This window comes from Kitasatospora sp. NPDC087271, from assembly GCF_044744605.1.
Classification (GTDB): Bacteria; Actinomycetota; Actinomycetes; order Streptomycetales; family Streptomycetaceae; genus Kitasatospora.
Window position 1 is genome coordinate 121,290 of record NZ_JBIUYQ010000019.1, and the last position, 13,556, is coordinate 134,845.

At 74.4% G+C, this 13,556-nt stretch carries 12 protein-coding genes; 7 read left to right on the forward strand and 5 right to left on the reverse strand.

Annotation, left to right across the window (positions count from 1 at the left end; translation table 11 throughout):
* Positions 1–53: 53 nt before the first annotated feature.
* Entirely contained in the window at positions 54–1,385 is a 1,332-nt protein-coding gene (locus ACIO9K_RS27830) for a cytochrome P450 (protein ID WP_400334049.1), read from the reverse strand.
* Positions 1,386–1,625: 240 nt separating this feature from the next.
* Here ACIO9K_RS27830 and ACIO9K_RS27835 point away from each other — a divergent pair, with 240 nt between their 5' ends.
* The gene (locus tag ACIO9K_RS27835) at positions 1,626–3,029 is read left to right on the forward strand and encodes an amidase (protein WP_400334052.1); all 1,404 of its coding nucleotides are present in this window, start codon (positions 1,626–1,628) and stop codon (positions 3,027–3,029) included.
* A gap of 71 nt (positions 3,030–3,100) precedes the next feature.
* On the opposite strand, the gene ACIO9K_RS27840 is transcribed toward ACIO9K_RS27835, so the two are convergent.
* Positions 3,101–5,050: an FUSC family protein gene (locus ACIO9K_RS27840; protein WP_400334055.1), complete on the reverse strand. Its 1,950-nt coding sequence runs from the start codon at positions 5,048–5,050 to the stop codon at positions 3,101–3,103.
* A 453-nt stretch (positions 5,051–5,503) separates the two neighbouring features.
* Between ACIO9K_RS27840 and ACIO9K_RS27845 the strand changes: the two genes are divergently transcribed.
* From ACIO9K_RS27845 to ACIO9K_RS27870, 6 genes are all read left to right on the forward strand, one after another.
* Positions 5,504–6,598: a YbiU family protein gene (locus tag ACIO9K_RS27845; protein ID WP_363624509.1), complete on the forward strand. Its 1,095-nt coding sequence runs from the start codon at positions 5,504–5,506 to the stop codon at positions 6,596–6,598.
* Positions 6,580–7,980, forward strand: coding sequence for a DUF6271 family protein (locus ACIO9K_RS27850; RefSeq protein WP_400334058.1), 1,401 nt, complete (start codon positions 6,580–6,582; stop codon positions 7,978–7,980). The genes ACIO9K_RS27845 and ACIO9K_RS27850 overlap by 19 nt, the downstream gene beginning before the upstream one ends.
* 114 nt (positions 7,981–8,094) lie before the next feature.
* Positions 8,095–9,273 carry a type III PLP-dependent enzyme gene (locus ACIO9K_RS27855; RefSeq protein ID WP_363624577.1) on the forward strand — a complete coding sequence of 393 codons (1,179 nt, stop codon included), beginning with the start codon at positions 8,095–8,097 and terminating at the stop codon, positions 9,271–9,273.
* The gene (locus ACIO9K_RS27860) at positions 9,270–9,878 is read left to right on the forward strand and encodes a GNAT family N-acetyltransferase (RefSeq protein ID WP_400334061.1); all 609 of its coding nucleotides are present in this window, start codon (positions 9,270–9,272) and stop codon (positions 9,876–9,878) included. Before ACIO9K_RS27855 ends, ACIO9K_RS27860 begins: the two co-directional genes overlap by 4 nt.
* Positions 9,879–9,883: 5 nt before the next feature.
* Complete coding sequence (locus ACIO9K_RS27865; protein ID WP_363624505.1) at positions 9,884–11,137, forward strand: MFS transporter; 1,254 nt, start codon at positions 9,884–9,886, stop codon at positions 11,135–11,137.
* 195 nt (positions 11,138–11,332) lie between these two features.
* The gene (locus ACIO9K_RS27870) at positions 11,333–12,082 is read left to right on the forward strand and encodes a PIG-L family deacetylase (protein ID WP_363624503.1); all 750 of its coding nucleotides are present in this window, start codon (positions 11,333–11,335) and stop codon (positions 12,080–12,082) included.
* A gap of 42 nt (positions 12,083–12,124) precedes the next feature.
* Here ACIO9K_RS27870 and ACIO9K_RS27875 read toward each other — a convergent pair whose 3' ends face one another.
* From ACIO9K_RS27875 to ACIO9K_RS27885, 3 genes are all read right to left on the reverse strand, one after another.
* Positions 12,125–12,295 carry a hypothetical protein gene (locus ACIO9K_RS27875; protein WP_363624501.1) on the reverse strand — a complete coding sequence of 57 codons (171 nt, stop codon included), beginning with the start codon at positions 12,293–12,295 and terminating at the stop codon, positions 12,125–12,127.
* A 50-nt stretch (positions 12,296–12,345) separates the two neighbouring features.
* Positions 12,346–12,540, reverse strand: coding sequence for a DUF1918 domain-containing protein (locus ACIO9K_RS27880; protein WP_363585780.1), 195 nt, complete (start codon positions 12,538–12,540; stop codon positions 12,346–12,348).
* A gap of 140 nt (positions 12,541–12,680) precedes the next feature.
* Positions 12,681–13,358 (reverse strand): TetR family transcriptional regulator, encoded by a 678-nt coding sequence (locus tag ACIO9K_RS27885; protein WP_400334066.1) that lies wholly within the window; start codon positions 13,356–13,358, stop codon positions 12,681–12,683.
* Between the last annotated feature and the right edge of the window lie 198 nt (positions 13,359–13,556).

Below are 13,556 nucleotides of genomic sequence, written 5' to 3' on the forward strand. Positions count from 1 at the left end.
CGCATCGTCGGGCAAGGCTCCCGTCCGCCGCCCGCGCGGGGCGGGAGCCCCGGTCACCACGGCCGGCGGGCGAGGGTGGCCGTGAAGGGGCGGGGGGACAGCGAGGAGCTGCGGGTCGGGCGGACCGGGCGGCCGGGGGTGGGGGTGACGGTCCAGCGGGCCGCGATGGTGGCGATGGCGAGGGCGGCCTCGGTGGTGCCGAACACGTCGCCGATGCAGCGGCGGGGGCCGAGGCCGAAGGGGGCGTAGGTGCCGGGGGAGGGGCGGGTGTTGGTGAGCCAGCGGTCGGGGTCGAAGCGGGCGGGGCAGGCGAAGACGTCGGCGCGGCGGTGCAGCAGGTACGGGCTGAACAGGATGGTCGCGCCGGCCGGGACGCGGTGGCCGCCGAGTTCGGCGTCGGCGGCGACGACGCGGCTGAGGATCCACACCGGCGGGTAGAGCCGCAGCGTCTCGGTGACCACCCGGGCGGTGAGCGGCAGGGCGGGCAGGTCCTCGTGGCGGGCGGGGCGGCCGTCGAGCACGGTGTCCAGCTCGGCGTGCAGGCGGTCGCGGATGGCCGGGTGTGCGGCGAGCAGGGTCCAGGCCCAGGAGAGGGTGGCGGCGGTGGTCTCCATGCCGGCGAGCAGGAAGGTGACCACTTGGTCGTGGATCTCGGCGTCGGTGAGCCCCCGCCCGTCCTCGTCGCGGGCGCTGAGCAGCATGGACAGCAGGTCGTTGTGGTCGGTGCCGGCGGCGCGGTAGTCGGCGATCAGCCGCCGGGTGACCTCCTTCAGGTCCTGCCGGGCGCGGCGGAAGCGGCGGTTGCCCGGGGTGGGGATGCGGTCGGCGCCGGGCAGCGGCATCATGACGCGCCGGCCGACGCCGCGGGTGATGACGTCCATGCTGTCGTGGACGGGCAGCGCGCCGGCCCGCTCGTGGGCGGCGAACAGGCAGCGGGCGGTCACCGCGGTGGTGAGGCGGTACATCGCGGCGGGGACGTCGACCACGTCGCCGTCGCTCCAGGAGGCGGTGGTGCCGGCGATCTCCTCGGCCATCATCGCGGCGTAGCCGGGCAGCCGGTCGCGGTGGAACGCGGGTTGCAGCATGCGGCGTTGGCGCCGGTGCGCGGCGGCCGGGCAGGTGGCCAGGCCGCCGCCGAAGACCTCGCGGGCCTTGTCGAGGACGAGCCCGCCCTTGTCGTAGGTGCGGTCTTCGGTGAGCAGTTGGCGGACCAGCTCGGGGTGGCAGGCGACGTACGCGTCCAGCGGGCCGAGCCGCAGCCGGACGAGGTCGCCGTGGGCGGGCAGGCCGGCGACGAACTCCAGCGGCCGGCGGACGAAGGCGGGGGCGTGGCCGAGCAGGGGGAGGGCTCCGGGGGCGGTGGCCGAGGTGTACTGGGTGGGCACGGGCGTCACCTTGGGGTGGGGGGTGGACCGGATCGGTTCGTGATCCGGCCTTTCCCCGGGGCCGTCGGCGAAACGATCTCCGACCGGCGGGTGGGGTGAACACGGGGGCGCATGCCGAACGCCCGTGCGCCGTCGGGGTTCGGCGGCGGGTGCCGGGGGTGGGGTATCCCTCGGCGCGGCCCCGCGCCTACACTGCGAACTCTTGCGCGACTACCGGTCAGTAGGGATTGGGGAGTTCGGATGACCGACGAGCGGGCCCACGGGTTCACCGACGACGCCCTCGGCGCGCACGACGCCGTGGCCCTGGCCGCCCTCGTCCGCGCCGGCGAGGTGGCCCCCGCCGAACTGGCCGCGGCCGCCGCCGCCCGCGCCGCCCGGGTCGACCGGATGCTCACCCCCGTCGCCCACCCGTCCTACGACCGGCCCCGGCTCGGCCCGGACGGCACCGACGGCCCGCTGTACGGCGTCCCCACCTTCCTCAAGGACAACGTCGACCTGCGCGGCCTGCCGACCGGCATGGGCAGCGAGGCCTTCCAGGCCCGCCCGGCCCGGCGCAACTCCCGCTTCACCGACCAGTTCCTCGCCACCGGCCTGGCCGTCCTCGGCAAGACCCGGCTGCCCGAGTTCGGCCTCAACGCCTCCACCGAGTTCGCCACCGCCCAGCCGGTGCGCAACCCGTGGAAGCCCTCGCACTCGGCCGGCGCCTCCTCCGGCGGCTCGGCCGCGCTGGTCGCCGCCGGAGTGGTGCCGATCGCGCACGCCAACGACGGCGGCGGATCGATCCGGATCCCGGCCGCCTGCTGCGGACTGGTCGGACTCAAGCCCACCCGGGGCCGCCTGGTCACCAACGCCCAGGGCGGCAAGCTGCCGATCGACCTCGTCACCGACGGCGTGCTCACCCGCTCCGTCCGCGACACCGCCGCCTTCTACGCCGCCGCCGAGCGCCACCACCGCAACCCCGCGCTGCCCCCGCTCGGCCTGGTCGAAGGTCCGGGGCAGCGCCGGCTGCGGATCGGACTGGTCGTGGACTCGCCGCTCGCCACCACCGACGGACCCACCCGCACCGCCGTCGAGCAGACCGCCGCCCGGCTGGAGGCACTGGGCCACCACGTCGAGGAGACCACCCTGCCGTTCGGCGAGGAGTTCTCCCGCGACTTCGTCCTCTACTGGGGCTACATCGCCTTCGCCATCGCGGTCAGCGGCCGGCTGATGCTGGACCGCAGCTTCCGGATCAACCGGCTCGACGGCCTGACCACCGGGCTGCGCCGGCTCTACCAGCGGGAGTTCCTGCACACCCCGGCCGTGCTGCGCCGACTGCGCGGCGCCGAAGCCGCGTACGCGGGCCTCTTCCGCACCCACGACGTGATCCTCTCGCCGGTCCTCGCGCACGCCGCCCCGCCGATCGGCCACCTCAGCCCGAACGTGGCCTTCGACGAGCTGATCGAGCGCCTCCGGCGCTACGTGGCCTTCACCCCGGTCAACAACGTGACCGGCGGCCCCGGCATCGCCCTGCCCACCGGCGCCGCGCCGAGCGGCCTGCCGATCGGTGTGCACCTCTCGGCCGCGCACGGGCAGGAGCGGCTGCTGCTGGAGCTGGCCTTCGAACTGGAGGCGGACCGGCCCTGGCGGCGGATCCAGGACTGACCGGGCCTTCGGCGGGGCGGACGCCAGGGCGGGTGCTCCAGGACTGACCCGGCCCCCGGCCGGCCCGGCGCTCAGGCGGGCACCACCGCCCGCGCCGCCTGCACCTCGCGGTGCAGCCGGCCCAGCGCGCAGTCGGGCGGGAGGGCGTCCGGTCCGGCCTCGGGCAGCGGCCCGCCGCCGCGCAGCGCCCCGGCCAGGTCGCCCAGCTCCCGGACGACGGCGCCGACCTCGGCCGGGGACGGCGCCGGAGCGCCGTGCTCGACCCGGACCCGGGTGGCGGTCGTGGTGTCCACGATCCGCTCGACCGCGATCACCAGCGGCCACCAGGCCTCGGCCCGGGCCCCGACCGGCGGCGGTTCGGTGAGCGCCCGCTGGAACTCGCTGCGCACGGCGGACAGGTCCCGGTAGAGCCGCCGCCGGTACCGGGCGCGGGCCGGCTGGTCGGCCCCGGGCGCGGTGGTGAAGGCCAGCGAGACGTACGCGGCGGTGTCCGCGACGGCGTCGGCCAGCCGCTCCCCGATCCGGGTGTGCCAGGAATCCGGCCACAGCAGGTAGCCGGTCAGCAGCGCGATGCCGCAGCCGATCAGCGAGTCGTACAGCCGGGGCAGCACCAGGTGGAAGCCCCGGTGGTTGAGCAGGTCGGAGAGCAGCAGGATCACCGGGGTGATCGCCGCGGTCTGGAACGCGTACCCCTTCGCCGACAGCACCGGGATCAGGGTTGCCAGCGCCGCCATCACCGGCACGTCCCACCAGCCGTGCGGCACCTCGGCCAGCACCGGAATGGCGATCAGCAGCCCGGCGGCGGTGCCGAGCGCGCGCAGCACCGCCCGGGAGAACACCGAGCCGAAGTCGGGCTTCAGCACGAAGGTGACGGTCAGCGACACCCAGTACGAGCGGGGCACCGCGATCACCGACACCAGGATCTGGGCGAGGCCGATGCACAGCGCCAGCCGCAGCCCGTACCGCCAGGACGCCCGGGACAGCAGCAGCGCGTGGGTGGCCCGGCGGGCGCGGACCTGCAGTGCGGCGGGCCGGCCGAGCGGGTCGTCGCCGGCGTACGGGTCGGGTGCGGGCTCGTGCGCGACGGCCCGGGCGTGGCCGATCGCGGCGACCAGGGCGCGGGTGGACGGTCCGGCCGGATCGGGCAGTCCGGGCGGCGGGGTCGACCCGACGCGGCCCCGCTCGACGGCCGCGGCCAGCTCGCGCACCGCCGCCGGGTAGGCGGGCGGCAGCGGACCGTACTCGCGCGGGCGCAGCTGTGCCGCCGAGGCGGCCTCCACCACCGGGATGGCAGCGTTGAGCTGGGCGAGCAGCCGGACCAGGGTGGGGGAGCGGCCGTGCCGGCGGGCCCGCCGGGCGAGCAGCAGGTCGTAGGACTCGTTCAGCGACTGGGTGAGCGCCTGCCGCGCGTCGTCGGCTCCGGGGGTGCCGGCGGCCTCCAGGAAGTCGGCGACCGACCGGTAGGTGCCGGCCACGGCGAAGCGCTCCGGCGCGCCGCCGCGCAGCGGCCAGGCGAGCAGGGTGAGGCCGAGCACCAACAGGCCGCCGAGCAGCAGCAGTCCGGGCGGCAGCCACCAGGGGGAGGGCAGCGGCAGTCCGGCGCCGACCACCGCGTTGAGCAGCAGGAGCAGTCCGGACACCGAGGCGACCGCGCCGATCGAGGAGATCATGCCGGAGACCAGGGCGACGGCGGTCAGCACGGCGACGGCCGTCCAGCCCGCACCGTACACCAGGGTGCCGAGCAGGATCCCGAGGGCGCCGAAGAGCTGCGGCACGGCGATGTTGAACACCCGCATCCGGTACGCGTCCGCGGTGTCCCCGATGACACCGGACAGCGCACCCATCGACACCAGCGCGCCGTACCCGGGCCGGTCGGTGGCCGTGCCGACCGCGAGCGGCGCGGCCAGCGCCACCGAGGCCCGGGCGGCGGCGGCCCAGGGGACCGGCGCGGCCTTGGGGCGCAGGCTCGCGGTCAGCCAGCCGGGCGGGGTGAGCCGGGTGGCGGTGGGGCGGTGTGCCATAGGCCCAACGTACGGCGCGAAGGACGGGGCGCAACGCTGGGGAACTCGTTTCGGTTCACGTCCGGGTATGTCAATTCCCGAAACATACTCCGACTTATGTCACTCTCCGAAACATAAAGCGAACCCCGAGGGGCCATCTGAACTGCGCGGATTTCCCTATTGGTAACCAGCCGTCGAGGGTTGACACCATTAGTTGGTCTAGTCCAACGTATGAGGGGCGCGGTTCGGCCGGGGCTGAGGCAGGGTGAGAGGCCGTGCCGGACCGACGAGTTGGCCCCCTGACGTGGCGGAACCTTGCACGGTCGGGGCCCGGGCGAGGTGGAGCGCATGCGGACGGCATGCGGTCCACGGGCTGAATTCCACGTACGGCCGGTGACGGGCCGTCGGCTCGCCGTGCCCGCACTGTGCGTCCAGGAAGCGCTGCGTCGACTACGAACCATGGAGTGACTGCCCATGCCGAGCCCTGACGGATATCTGCACCGAGCCGCCTCGGCGCGCCCCTACTTCAGCGAGGACGGGGAGAGCTACCTCGCGCGCACGGCGCTGCGCGAGGTCCGCAAGGAGCGCCCACTGCGGGTGCTCTCCGAGGAGGACTTCGCGTTCTGGCAGACCTACGGCTACATCGTGGTCAAGGAGGCCATCCCGGCCGAGGCCGCACGGCGCCTGCTCGACTTCGCCTGGGACTTCCAGGGCCTCTCGCCCGACCGCCCCGAGGACTGGTACCGCGAACGCGACTACCGCGACGAACTCGACCGGGAACTGCACATCTACGGCTTCGTCGAGGCCTACCACCACCAGCTGATCTGGGACAGCAGACAGGCCCGGAGGGTCTACGACGCCTTCGTCGACGTCTGGGACTGCGAGGAGCTCTGGGTCACCCTCGACCGGCTCAACCTCAATCCACCGAACGTCCGCAACCGCGACCGCGCGCTGATCGAGCCCACCGACCGGGGCTTCGACATCGAACTGCACTGGGACGTCGACACCACCCAGGGCATGCTGCCCCAGCGCGTCCAGGGCATCATCGCGCTCGACGACACCCGGCCCGACCACGGCGGCTTCCAGTGCAACCCGGAGCTGTTCCGCCGCTTCAACGAGTGGCAGGCCGCCCAGGCCGCCGACCGCGACCCGATCCGCCCGGACGTCGACCGCACCGAGTTCCCGGTGGTGCGGCCCGAGTTGAAGGCCGGCGACCTGCTGATCTGGAACGGCCTGCTCGCCCACGGCGTCGCCCGCAACACCTCCGAGAACGGCGTCCGCGCCGTGCAGTACCTGTCGATGATGCCCGCGCTGGAGGAGGCCGCGCAGATGCGCCGCTCCCGGGTGGAGTCCTGGCGCACCCTCGCCACCCCGGACTGGAACCGCACCCTGGTCGGCGACGCGACCCGCCACGAGTCGCTGCGCTACGGGCCCGCCGAACTCACCGAACTCGGTGAGCGGCTGCTCGGACTGCGCTCCTGGCACGACCCGGATTCCACGGGCGACCGGCCCGCCCCGCAGCAGCCCGCCGAGTCCGCGGGGGAGCCGGCATGCGCGCCGTCTGCCTGACCCTGCCCACCAACCGCGAGTGCGCGGCCACCATCGCCGCGGTCGGCGCCGAAGCCGCCTACGCCGCACGGCGGTTCGGCGTCCGGGTGCACCTGCTGGTCCTGGACTCCGCCGACCCGGCCACCTACCGGCGGCACGCCGAGGCCGTCGCCGCGCTGCCCGCCGTCGGGTCCGGTGCCGCGTCAGGTGCCGCCTCCGGCACCGATTCCGGCGCTGCTTCCGGCACCGCGTCCGGGGCCGGGGAGGTGGTCGTCCACCACCTCGACGAGGCCGCCCAACGCGGCTTCCTGCGCGACGTGATCGAGCGCTCCGGCGCCGCCGGCCCGGACGGGCCGCTCGGCGACCAGCTGCTCGACCTGATGCTCCCCGACGCCGTCTCCTACGGCGCCTGCACCAACCGGGCGTTCCTGCTCGCCGGCGCGCTCGGCTGCGCCTCCGTGCACCGCCGCGACTCCGACAGCGCGTACCAACTGCTCGACGGCGACGCGGTGTTCCCGATCGAGCACGAGCTCGCCACGCTCGGCCTCAAGGCGGCCGACGCGGCCGCCGCCGTCACCGAGGTCACCCTCGACCCGGTGCACGCCGACAAGCCCGTCGCCCTGGTCGGCGGCTCCTTCGTCGGTGAACTCTCCGTCGACATCGGCGAGATCCGCGAACTCGACCCGGACGCCTACCACCAGGTCGTCGCGCTCTGGGCGCCCACCGGCGCGAGCGAGCAGGAACGCCGCGAACTCGTCGCCGACTCCTTCACCGGCGGCGGCACCGACCCGTTCCGCCACGACCGCGCCGTGCTCGACCTGCCCGACATCTGGCGGATCGACATGTGCAACGTCGCCCTCGACCACGAGGTCTACGACCGCGTCCCGCTGCCGCCCGCCACCGCCACCATCGGCAGCGACTACTTCCTGCTGCACCTCGTCCGCGACGCCACCCTGCCCGGCGTCGTCCACAACCGGCACATCGTCAACTACTACACCCCGGAACGGCGCACCGGCGCGGGCTTCACCGCCTACCAGCTGCGCTACGCCAAGTTCCTGCTCTCCATGCTCTACCTGTACCCGGTCTACTCCGAGATGGAGGCGGCCGGCGGGGCCCTCCTCGACGAGGCGAACCACATCCGCGCCGACGTCATCGCCGACTCCGCCCGCCGCAGCGCCGCGACGGACCGCGCGGAGAACCACCGACGGCTCGACGCGCTGGACCACTGCTACCGGCGACTCGGCGGGAAGTACGCCGAGTTCGCCGACCACCTGGCGCCCCAGCGGGCGCGTCTGCTCGACGAAGCGCAGGCGGACATCGAGGACTTCGCGCTGCTGATCGACGCGTGGGGCCCGCTCATGCGAGCGAGCAAGGCCACGCCCGCCGACCGGCTGCCGCGGTAGCCGCACCGGGAGCCATTCGTGATACGTCAGACCATCGCCCACCGCGCCCCGGCGCACCACACCACCGCCCACACCGGCGCCGCGCCCGACCCGGCCGCGCACGACCGGACGGCGATCCGCGCCGCCCTCGCCGCCGCCACCGACGACCGGATCATCTACGACCTCGACGGCATCGAGCGCCAGTACACCGACCTGATCGGCGAACTGCCCGATGTCGCCGTCCGGTTCGCCATGAAGGCCTGCCCGGTGGACGAGGTGCTCGGGCGCCTCGCCGCCCTCGGCTCCGGCTTCGACGCGGCCAGCCCCCAGGAGATCGCCCAGGCCCTGCGCACCGGGGTGAGCCCCGACCGCATCCACTACGGCAACACCATCAAGTCCGACCGCAACATCGCCGAGGCCTACCGACTGGGCGTGCGCGACTTCGCCACCGACAGCCTGGAGGACGTCGCCGCCATCGCCGAACACGCCCCCGGCTCCCGGGTGTTCTGCCGGGTCGCCACCTCGGGCGACGGTGCCCTGTGGGGCCTGAGCCGCAAGTTCGGCTGCTCGCCCGAGGACGCCCTGCGCGTCCTGGACGCCGCCCGCTCGGCCGGCCTCACCCCGTCCGGACTCTCCGTGCACGTCGGCTCCCAGCAGATGACCGCCGAAGCCTGGGGCGCCGCCGTGGACTCGCTCGCCGCCGTCCTGGAGGCGCTCAACTGGCGCGGCATCACCCCGCGGCGGATCAACCTCGGCGGCGGCCTGCCCGCCCTCGGCGTCCTGGACCGGCACGGCCGCCCGCTCGACCCGCCGCTGGACAAGATGTTCGCGGTCATCCGCGAGGGCATGGACCGGCTGCGCACCGTCAACGCCGCGCCGCTGGAGTTCCTGCTGGAGCCCGGCCGGCACCTGGTCGCCGACCACGGCGCCATCCGCGCCCACGTCGCCCGGCTCTCCTCCCGGCACCAGCTCGACGGCACCCGCGAGGACTGGCTCTTCCTGAGCTGCGGCAAGTTCAACGGCCTGTACGAGATGGACGAGCTCCAGTACCGGCTCGAATTCCCCACCCACCCCGGCGGCCAGTTCGTCAACGCCGTCGTCGCCGGCCCGACCTGCGACAGCGACGACGCGTACGCCCAGGAGGACGGCCTGGTCCGCGTCCCGCGCGCGATCGCCTCCGGCGAACCGGTCTGGATCCACTCCTGCGGTGCCTACGCCACCGCCTACACCACCCAGGGGTTCAACGGCTTCGAGCCGCTGCCCTACACCTGCATCGGCGGGACCGGCGGCCCGGACGGAGACACCGGCAGATGACCGACCTCCGCATCCGGCTGCTCCAGGAGGACGACTGGGACGGCGTCGTCGCGCTGGAGGAGCGCGCCTACGCCGCCAGCGGCCTGTCCGAAGGCCGCGAGGCGCTGCGCTCCCGCCACCGCGCCTCGCCCGACACCTGCTTCGTCCTGGAGCACGCCGACGGCCTCGGCGGCTACCTGCTGGCGCTGCCCTACCCGCTGTTCCGGTGCCCGGACCTCGGCCGGGCCGAGGCCGGCGGCGTCCGCGCGACCAACATGCACCTCCACGACCTGGTCGTCGCCGAGGAACTGCGCGGCCGCGGCCTGGCCCACCGGATGCTGCGCGGCCTGGAGGAGACCGCCCGGGCCCGCGGCTACCGCACCATGTCCCTGGTCGCCGTCCGCGGCTCGCAGGTGGTGTGGGCCCCGCTGGGCTACCGCGCCCGCCCCGAGATCGGACTGCCCGGGAGCTACGGCCCCGAGGCGCTCTACATGGCGATGCCGCTGAGCCCGGCCGCTGCTTCTGTCGCCGTCCAGGCCCCGGCCGCCGTCCAGGCCGCCGTCCAGGAGTTGACCCCCTCCACCGACCCGTCCCCCGGGTTCCCACCCAGAGCCGAAGTGGGCTGATGCACATGTCCCCCGTTCGCGACGACTTCCGCCGGTCCCAACTGGCCATCGCCGCACTGTTCTTCCTGCTCGGATTCCAGTACGCGACCTGGGTCTCCCGGATCCCCGCGCTGAAGACCAGGCTCGACCTCGGCGAGGCCCAGATCGGCCTGCTGCTGATGACCTGCGGGGTCGGCGCCGCGGTGTCCTTCCCGCTGGTCGCGGTGCTGATGCGGCGGTTCGGCTCCCGCCTGCTGTCCGTGCTCTCCGCGCTCGCCCTCGGCGTCGTCCTGGTCGCCCTGTCCGTGGTGCCCGACTACCCGCTCACCCTGCTGGTGCTGTTCTGCGACGGCGTCGCCGTGGGCTGCCTGAACGTCGCGATGAACGCCCAGGGCGCGGCGCTGGAGGCCCGCTACGCGCGGACCACCATGTCCCGCCTGCACGCCACCTTCAGCGCCGGCTCGCTGCTCGCCGCGCTGCTCGCCTCCGGCGTCACCGCCTTCACCGGCACGCTCGCCGTGCACTTCGGGGTCGCCGCCGCGCTGCTCGCGGTGCTGGTCGTGGCCGCCCGGCCCGGACTGCTCACGGACGACGCGCCGGCCGCGGCGCAGGACGGGCCGGACCAGGAGCAGGCACCGGCCGCGAAGAAGGACCGCCGCCGCTTCGTCCTCCCGGCCGCGGCGACCCTCTGGATGGGCCTGGCGATGGTGTTCGGCACCGTCACCGAGGGCGCCATGAACGACTGGTCCGCGCTCTACCTCAAGGACGTCGTGAACGCCGGTGCCGGGCTCGCCCCGCTGGGCATCGCCGTCGTCTCGGTGATGATGGTGCTCGCCCGGATCTTCGCGGACGGCTGGCGCACCCGCTTCGGCGACGGCCGGATCGTGCGGACCGGCAGCCTGCTGGCCGGCGCCGGACTGGCCCTCGCGCTGCTCGTCGGCGGCGTCGTGCCGACCCTGATCGGCTTCGCCTGCGTCGGCCTCGGCGTCGCGGCGGTCACCCCGTGCGTCTACGTCGCCGCGGCCCGCCAGGGCTCGGACGCGCTCTCCCTGGTCGCCGCGATGGGCACCACCGGGCTGCTCGCCGGGCCCGCCGTGATCGGCTTCATCGCCGACGCCACCAGCCTGGTGTGGGGCATGGCCGCCGTCGCCGTCTCCGCCGCGGTCGTCTCGCTCTGCGCCACCCGGATCGGCTGGCCCGCCCCGGAGCCCCGCCCCGAGCCCAGCCCCGAGCCCCATCCCGAGCCCCTCGACGGCCGACTCGCCCCGGACGCGAGCTAGCCTCCCCACAGACCTCGCCCGGAACGCCGCGCCTCCCCCGTCGCGGTGTTCCGGGCGAGCCGTGCTGCGTCAGGGGCGACCCCGCCGGCCCGGGGTGGTGTCCGGCGGGGTGTCGGTGTGGGGGTCTTCTAGAGTCGCCTGCGAAACGACCGTAGGACCATGCGACTGTGAGCCGCACCGAGAGGGACGAGCACCATGAGTGAGCAGGCCGTCGAGCCCTACCAGCCCGTCGACGAGGACTGGCGGACCGCGCTGGCCGTCGTCGCGCACCCGGACGACATGGAGTACGGCGCCGCCGCGGCCGTCGCACGGTGGACGTCGCAGGGCAAGAAGGTCGTCTACGTGATGGTCACCAGCGGCGAGGCCGGGATCGACTCGATGGACCCCGAGGAGTGCGGGCCGCTGCGGGAGGCGGAACAGATCGCCTCGGCGCGGGTGGTCGGCGTCGACGTGGTCGAGTTCCTCGGGTACCCGGACGGGATGGTGGAGTACGGGCTGCCGCTGCGCCGCGACATCGCCCGGGCGGTGCGCCGGCACCGGCCGGACATCGTGATCACCAGCAACTTCCGGGAGACGTACGGCGGGACCGCCCCCAACCAGGCCGACCACATCGCGGTCGGTCGGGCCGCCCTGGACGCGGCTCGGGACGCCGGCAACCGGTGGGTGTTCCGGGAACTGCTGGCCGAGGGCCACGAGCCGTGGAACGGCGTCCGGCAGGTGTGGGCGGCGGCCTCGCCGGAGTCGGGCCACGCGGTGGACACGACCGAGCACTTCGACCTGGGCGTGGCCTCGCTGGAGGAGCACAAGGCGTACCTGGCCGGGCTGGGCGGGTTGGGCGGTGCGATGGCGGACGCACGCGAGTTCCTGGAGGGTGCCGGGCGGGGAGCGGGCGGCCGGCTCGGGGTGCGGTTCGCGGCGCCGTTCGAGGTGTTCCCGCTGCGCTGAGCCGCCCGGCCACCCGGACGGGGAGGCTGCCCGGCTGCCCGGCTACTCGGTGTCGGCGTACACGGAGGCGAGCACCAGGACGGTCTGCCCGGGCACCGGGACGCCGCAGTCGTCGAGCAGCACGAGCAGCGCCACCGCGAGGTACCCGTAGTGGTCCAGCAGTGGCGCGAGCCCGGCGAGCGCTCCGGGCAGCGGGGCCGTGGGGACGGACACCGCTGCTCACCACCTCGCCCGGGTGGGGTGCGGGGCGGCGGGGGAGTCGGTCAGCGGTCCGCCGGGCGGTGCTCGATGGCGCAGTCGGGGCCGGGGTAGATCAGACCTTCGTGGCCGTCCTCGAAGCGGACCATGTACGGCGGTTCGCCGTCGACGCCGCGCACCTCGACGATCTCTCCCTTCTGGTCCGTCATGCCCACCGACCTGCTGTGGATGTGGAGCTGGTCACCTACCGCTGCGTGCATGGTCTGCTCCTCGGGTCGTGGCGGCCGCCTCCGCGGCCGTTCCGCTTTCCACTGTGCTGCTGCGGCGACGGGCTCGCAACGGCGCGGGCGGGCGGGACACGGGGGCGGGGCGGGACCCGAGGGGCGTGCGGGGACCGGTCTCAGCCAACGGGCGGCTGCTCCGCGAGGTAGGCGCGGACCAGCCGCTTGCACTCGGCGATCAGCGCCGGATCGCCCTGCGGATCGCCGCGGAAGGCCAGCTTGAGCACCGCGTCGGCGGCCTCCAGGGCGACCCGCAGGGCGAGGGTGAGCGCCGCCGGGTCGCCGGTGGCGAACACCTCGCCGCCGAGCGCCTGGAGGCGCAGCGCGACGGCGGTGTTGTTGTCCACGCCCGGGTCGAGCAGGTGCCGGTCGTCCCGCAGCCCGGCGGGGGCGGGCGCGTCGGCGAGGCCGAAGTCGAGCTGGCCGAATCCGGGCACCGCGCGCTTCATCGCGACGAACTCCTCCACCGCGAGGTCGGTGAACCCGGCCGGGCCGAGGGGCGAGGCGGTCGCCAGCCGGTGGTCGAGCCGCTGGAGGTAGCGGTCGAGGTTGCGGCCGGCGAGGGCGGCCAGCAGGTCCTCCTTGCCGGCGAAGAACTGGTACAGGGTGCCGATCGGCACCTGGGCGCGCTGGGCGACCTGCTTCGTGGTGAGCGCGGTGGCGCCGACCTCGTCGAGCAGCCCGGCGCAGGCGTCGAGGATCCGGCCGTACCGCTCCTGGCTGCGCTGCTGGACCGGACGGCGCCTGGTCACGGGGCCCCGCCCGGCGCTCTCGTGACTCCTGGTGTCGCCGCTCATGACGTCACTGTGCCGCATCCGCTGTGCCAGCGGCGAATCACCGGGGCTCAACGGGTCCGGAGTTTCGGGTGGGGAACGAGTCGATCGGTGGCTGGAGCTGAACGTCACGGTGGCGGGAAGATGTCCAGGAGTCGGCGATGGTCTTGTGGTGGACACGAACAACGGTTCATACTCCTCAGCGGACTACCTTGCGTGATC

Excerpts from the sequence above, each read along its gene's own strand:
- ACIO9K_RS27850 (WP_400334058.1), top strand. The coding sequence starts at position 6,580 with ATGCGCGCCGTCTGCCTGACCCTGCCCACCAACCGCGAGTGCGCGGCC.
- ACIO9K_RS27870 (WP_363624503.1), top strand. The coding sequence starts at position 11,333 with ATGAGTGAGCAGGCCGTCGAGCCCTACCAGCCCGTCGACGAGGACTGG.
- ACIO9K_RS27835 (WP_400334052.1), top strand. The coding sequence starts at position 1,626 with ATGACCGACGAGCGGGCCCACGGGTTCACCGACGACGCCCTCGGCGCG.
- ACIO9K_RS27880 (WP_363585780.1), bottom strand. The coding sequence starts at position 12,540 with ATGCACGCAGCGGTAGGTGACCAGCTCCACATCCACAGCAGGTCGGTG.
- ACIO9K_RS27840 (WP_400334055.1), bottom strand. The coding sequence starts at position 5,050 with ATGGCACACCGCCCCACCGCCACCCGGCTCACCCCGCCCGGCTGGCTG.
- ACIO9K_RS27885 (WP_400334066.1), bottom strand. The coding sequence starts at position 13,358 with ATGAGCGGCGACACCAGGAGTCACGAGAGCGCCGGGCGGGGCCCCGTG.
- ACIO9K_RS27865 (WP_363624505.1), top strand. The coding sequence starts at position 9,884 with ATGTCCCCCGTTCGCGACGACTTCCGCCGGTCCCAACTGGCCATCGCC.
- ACIO9K_RS27845 (WP_363624509.1), top strand. The coding sequence starts at position 5,504 with ATGCCGAGCCCTGACGGATATCTGCACCGAGCCGCCTCGGCGCGCCCC.
- ACIO9K_RS27860 (WP_400334061.1), top strand. The coding sequence starts at position 9,270 with ATGACCGACCTCCGCATCCGGCTGCTCCAGGAGGACGACTGGGACGGC.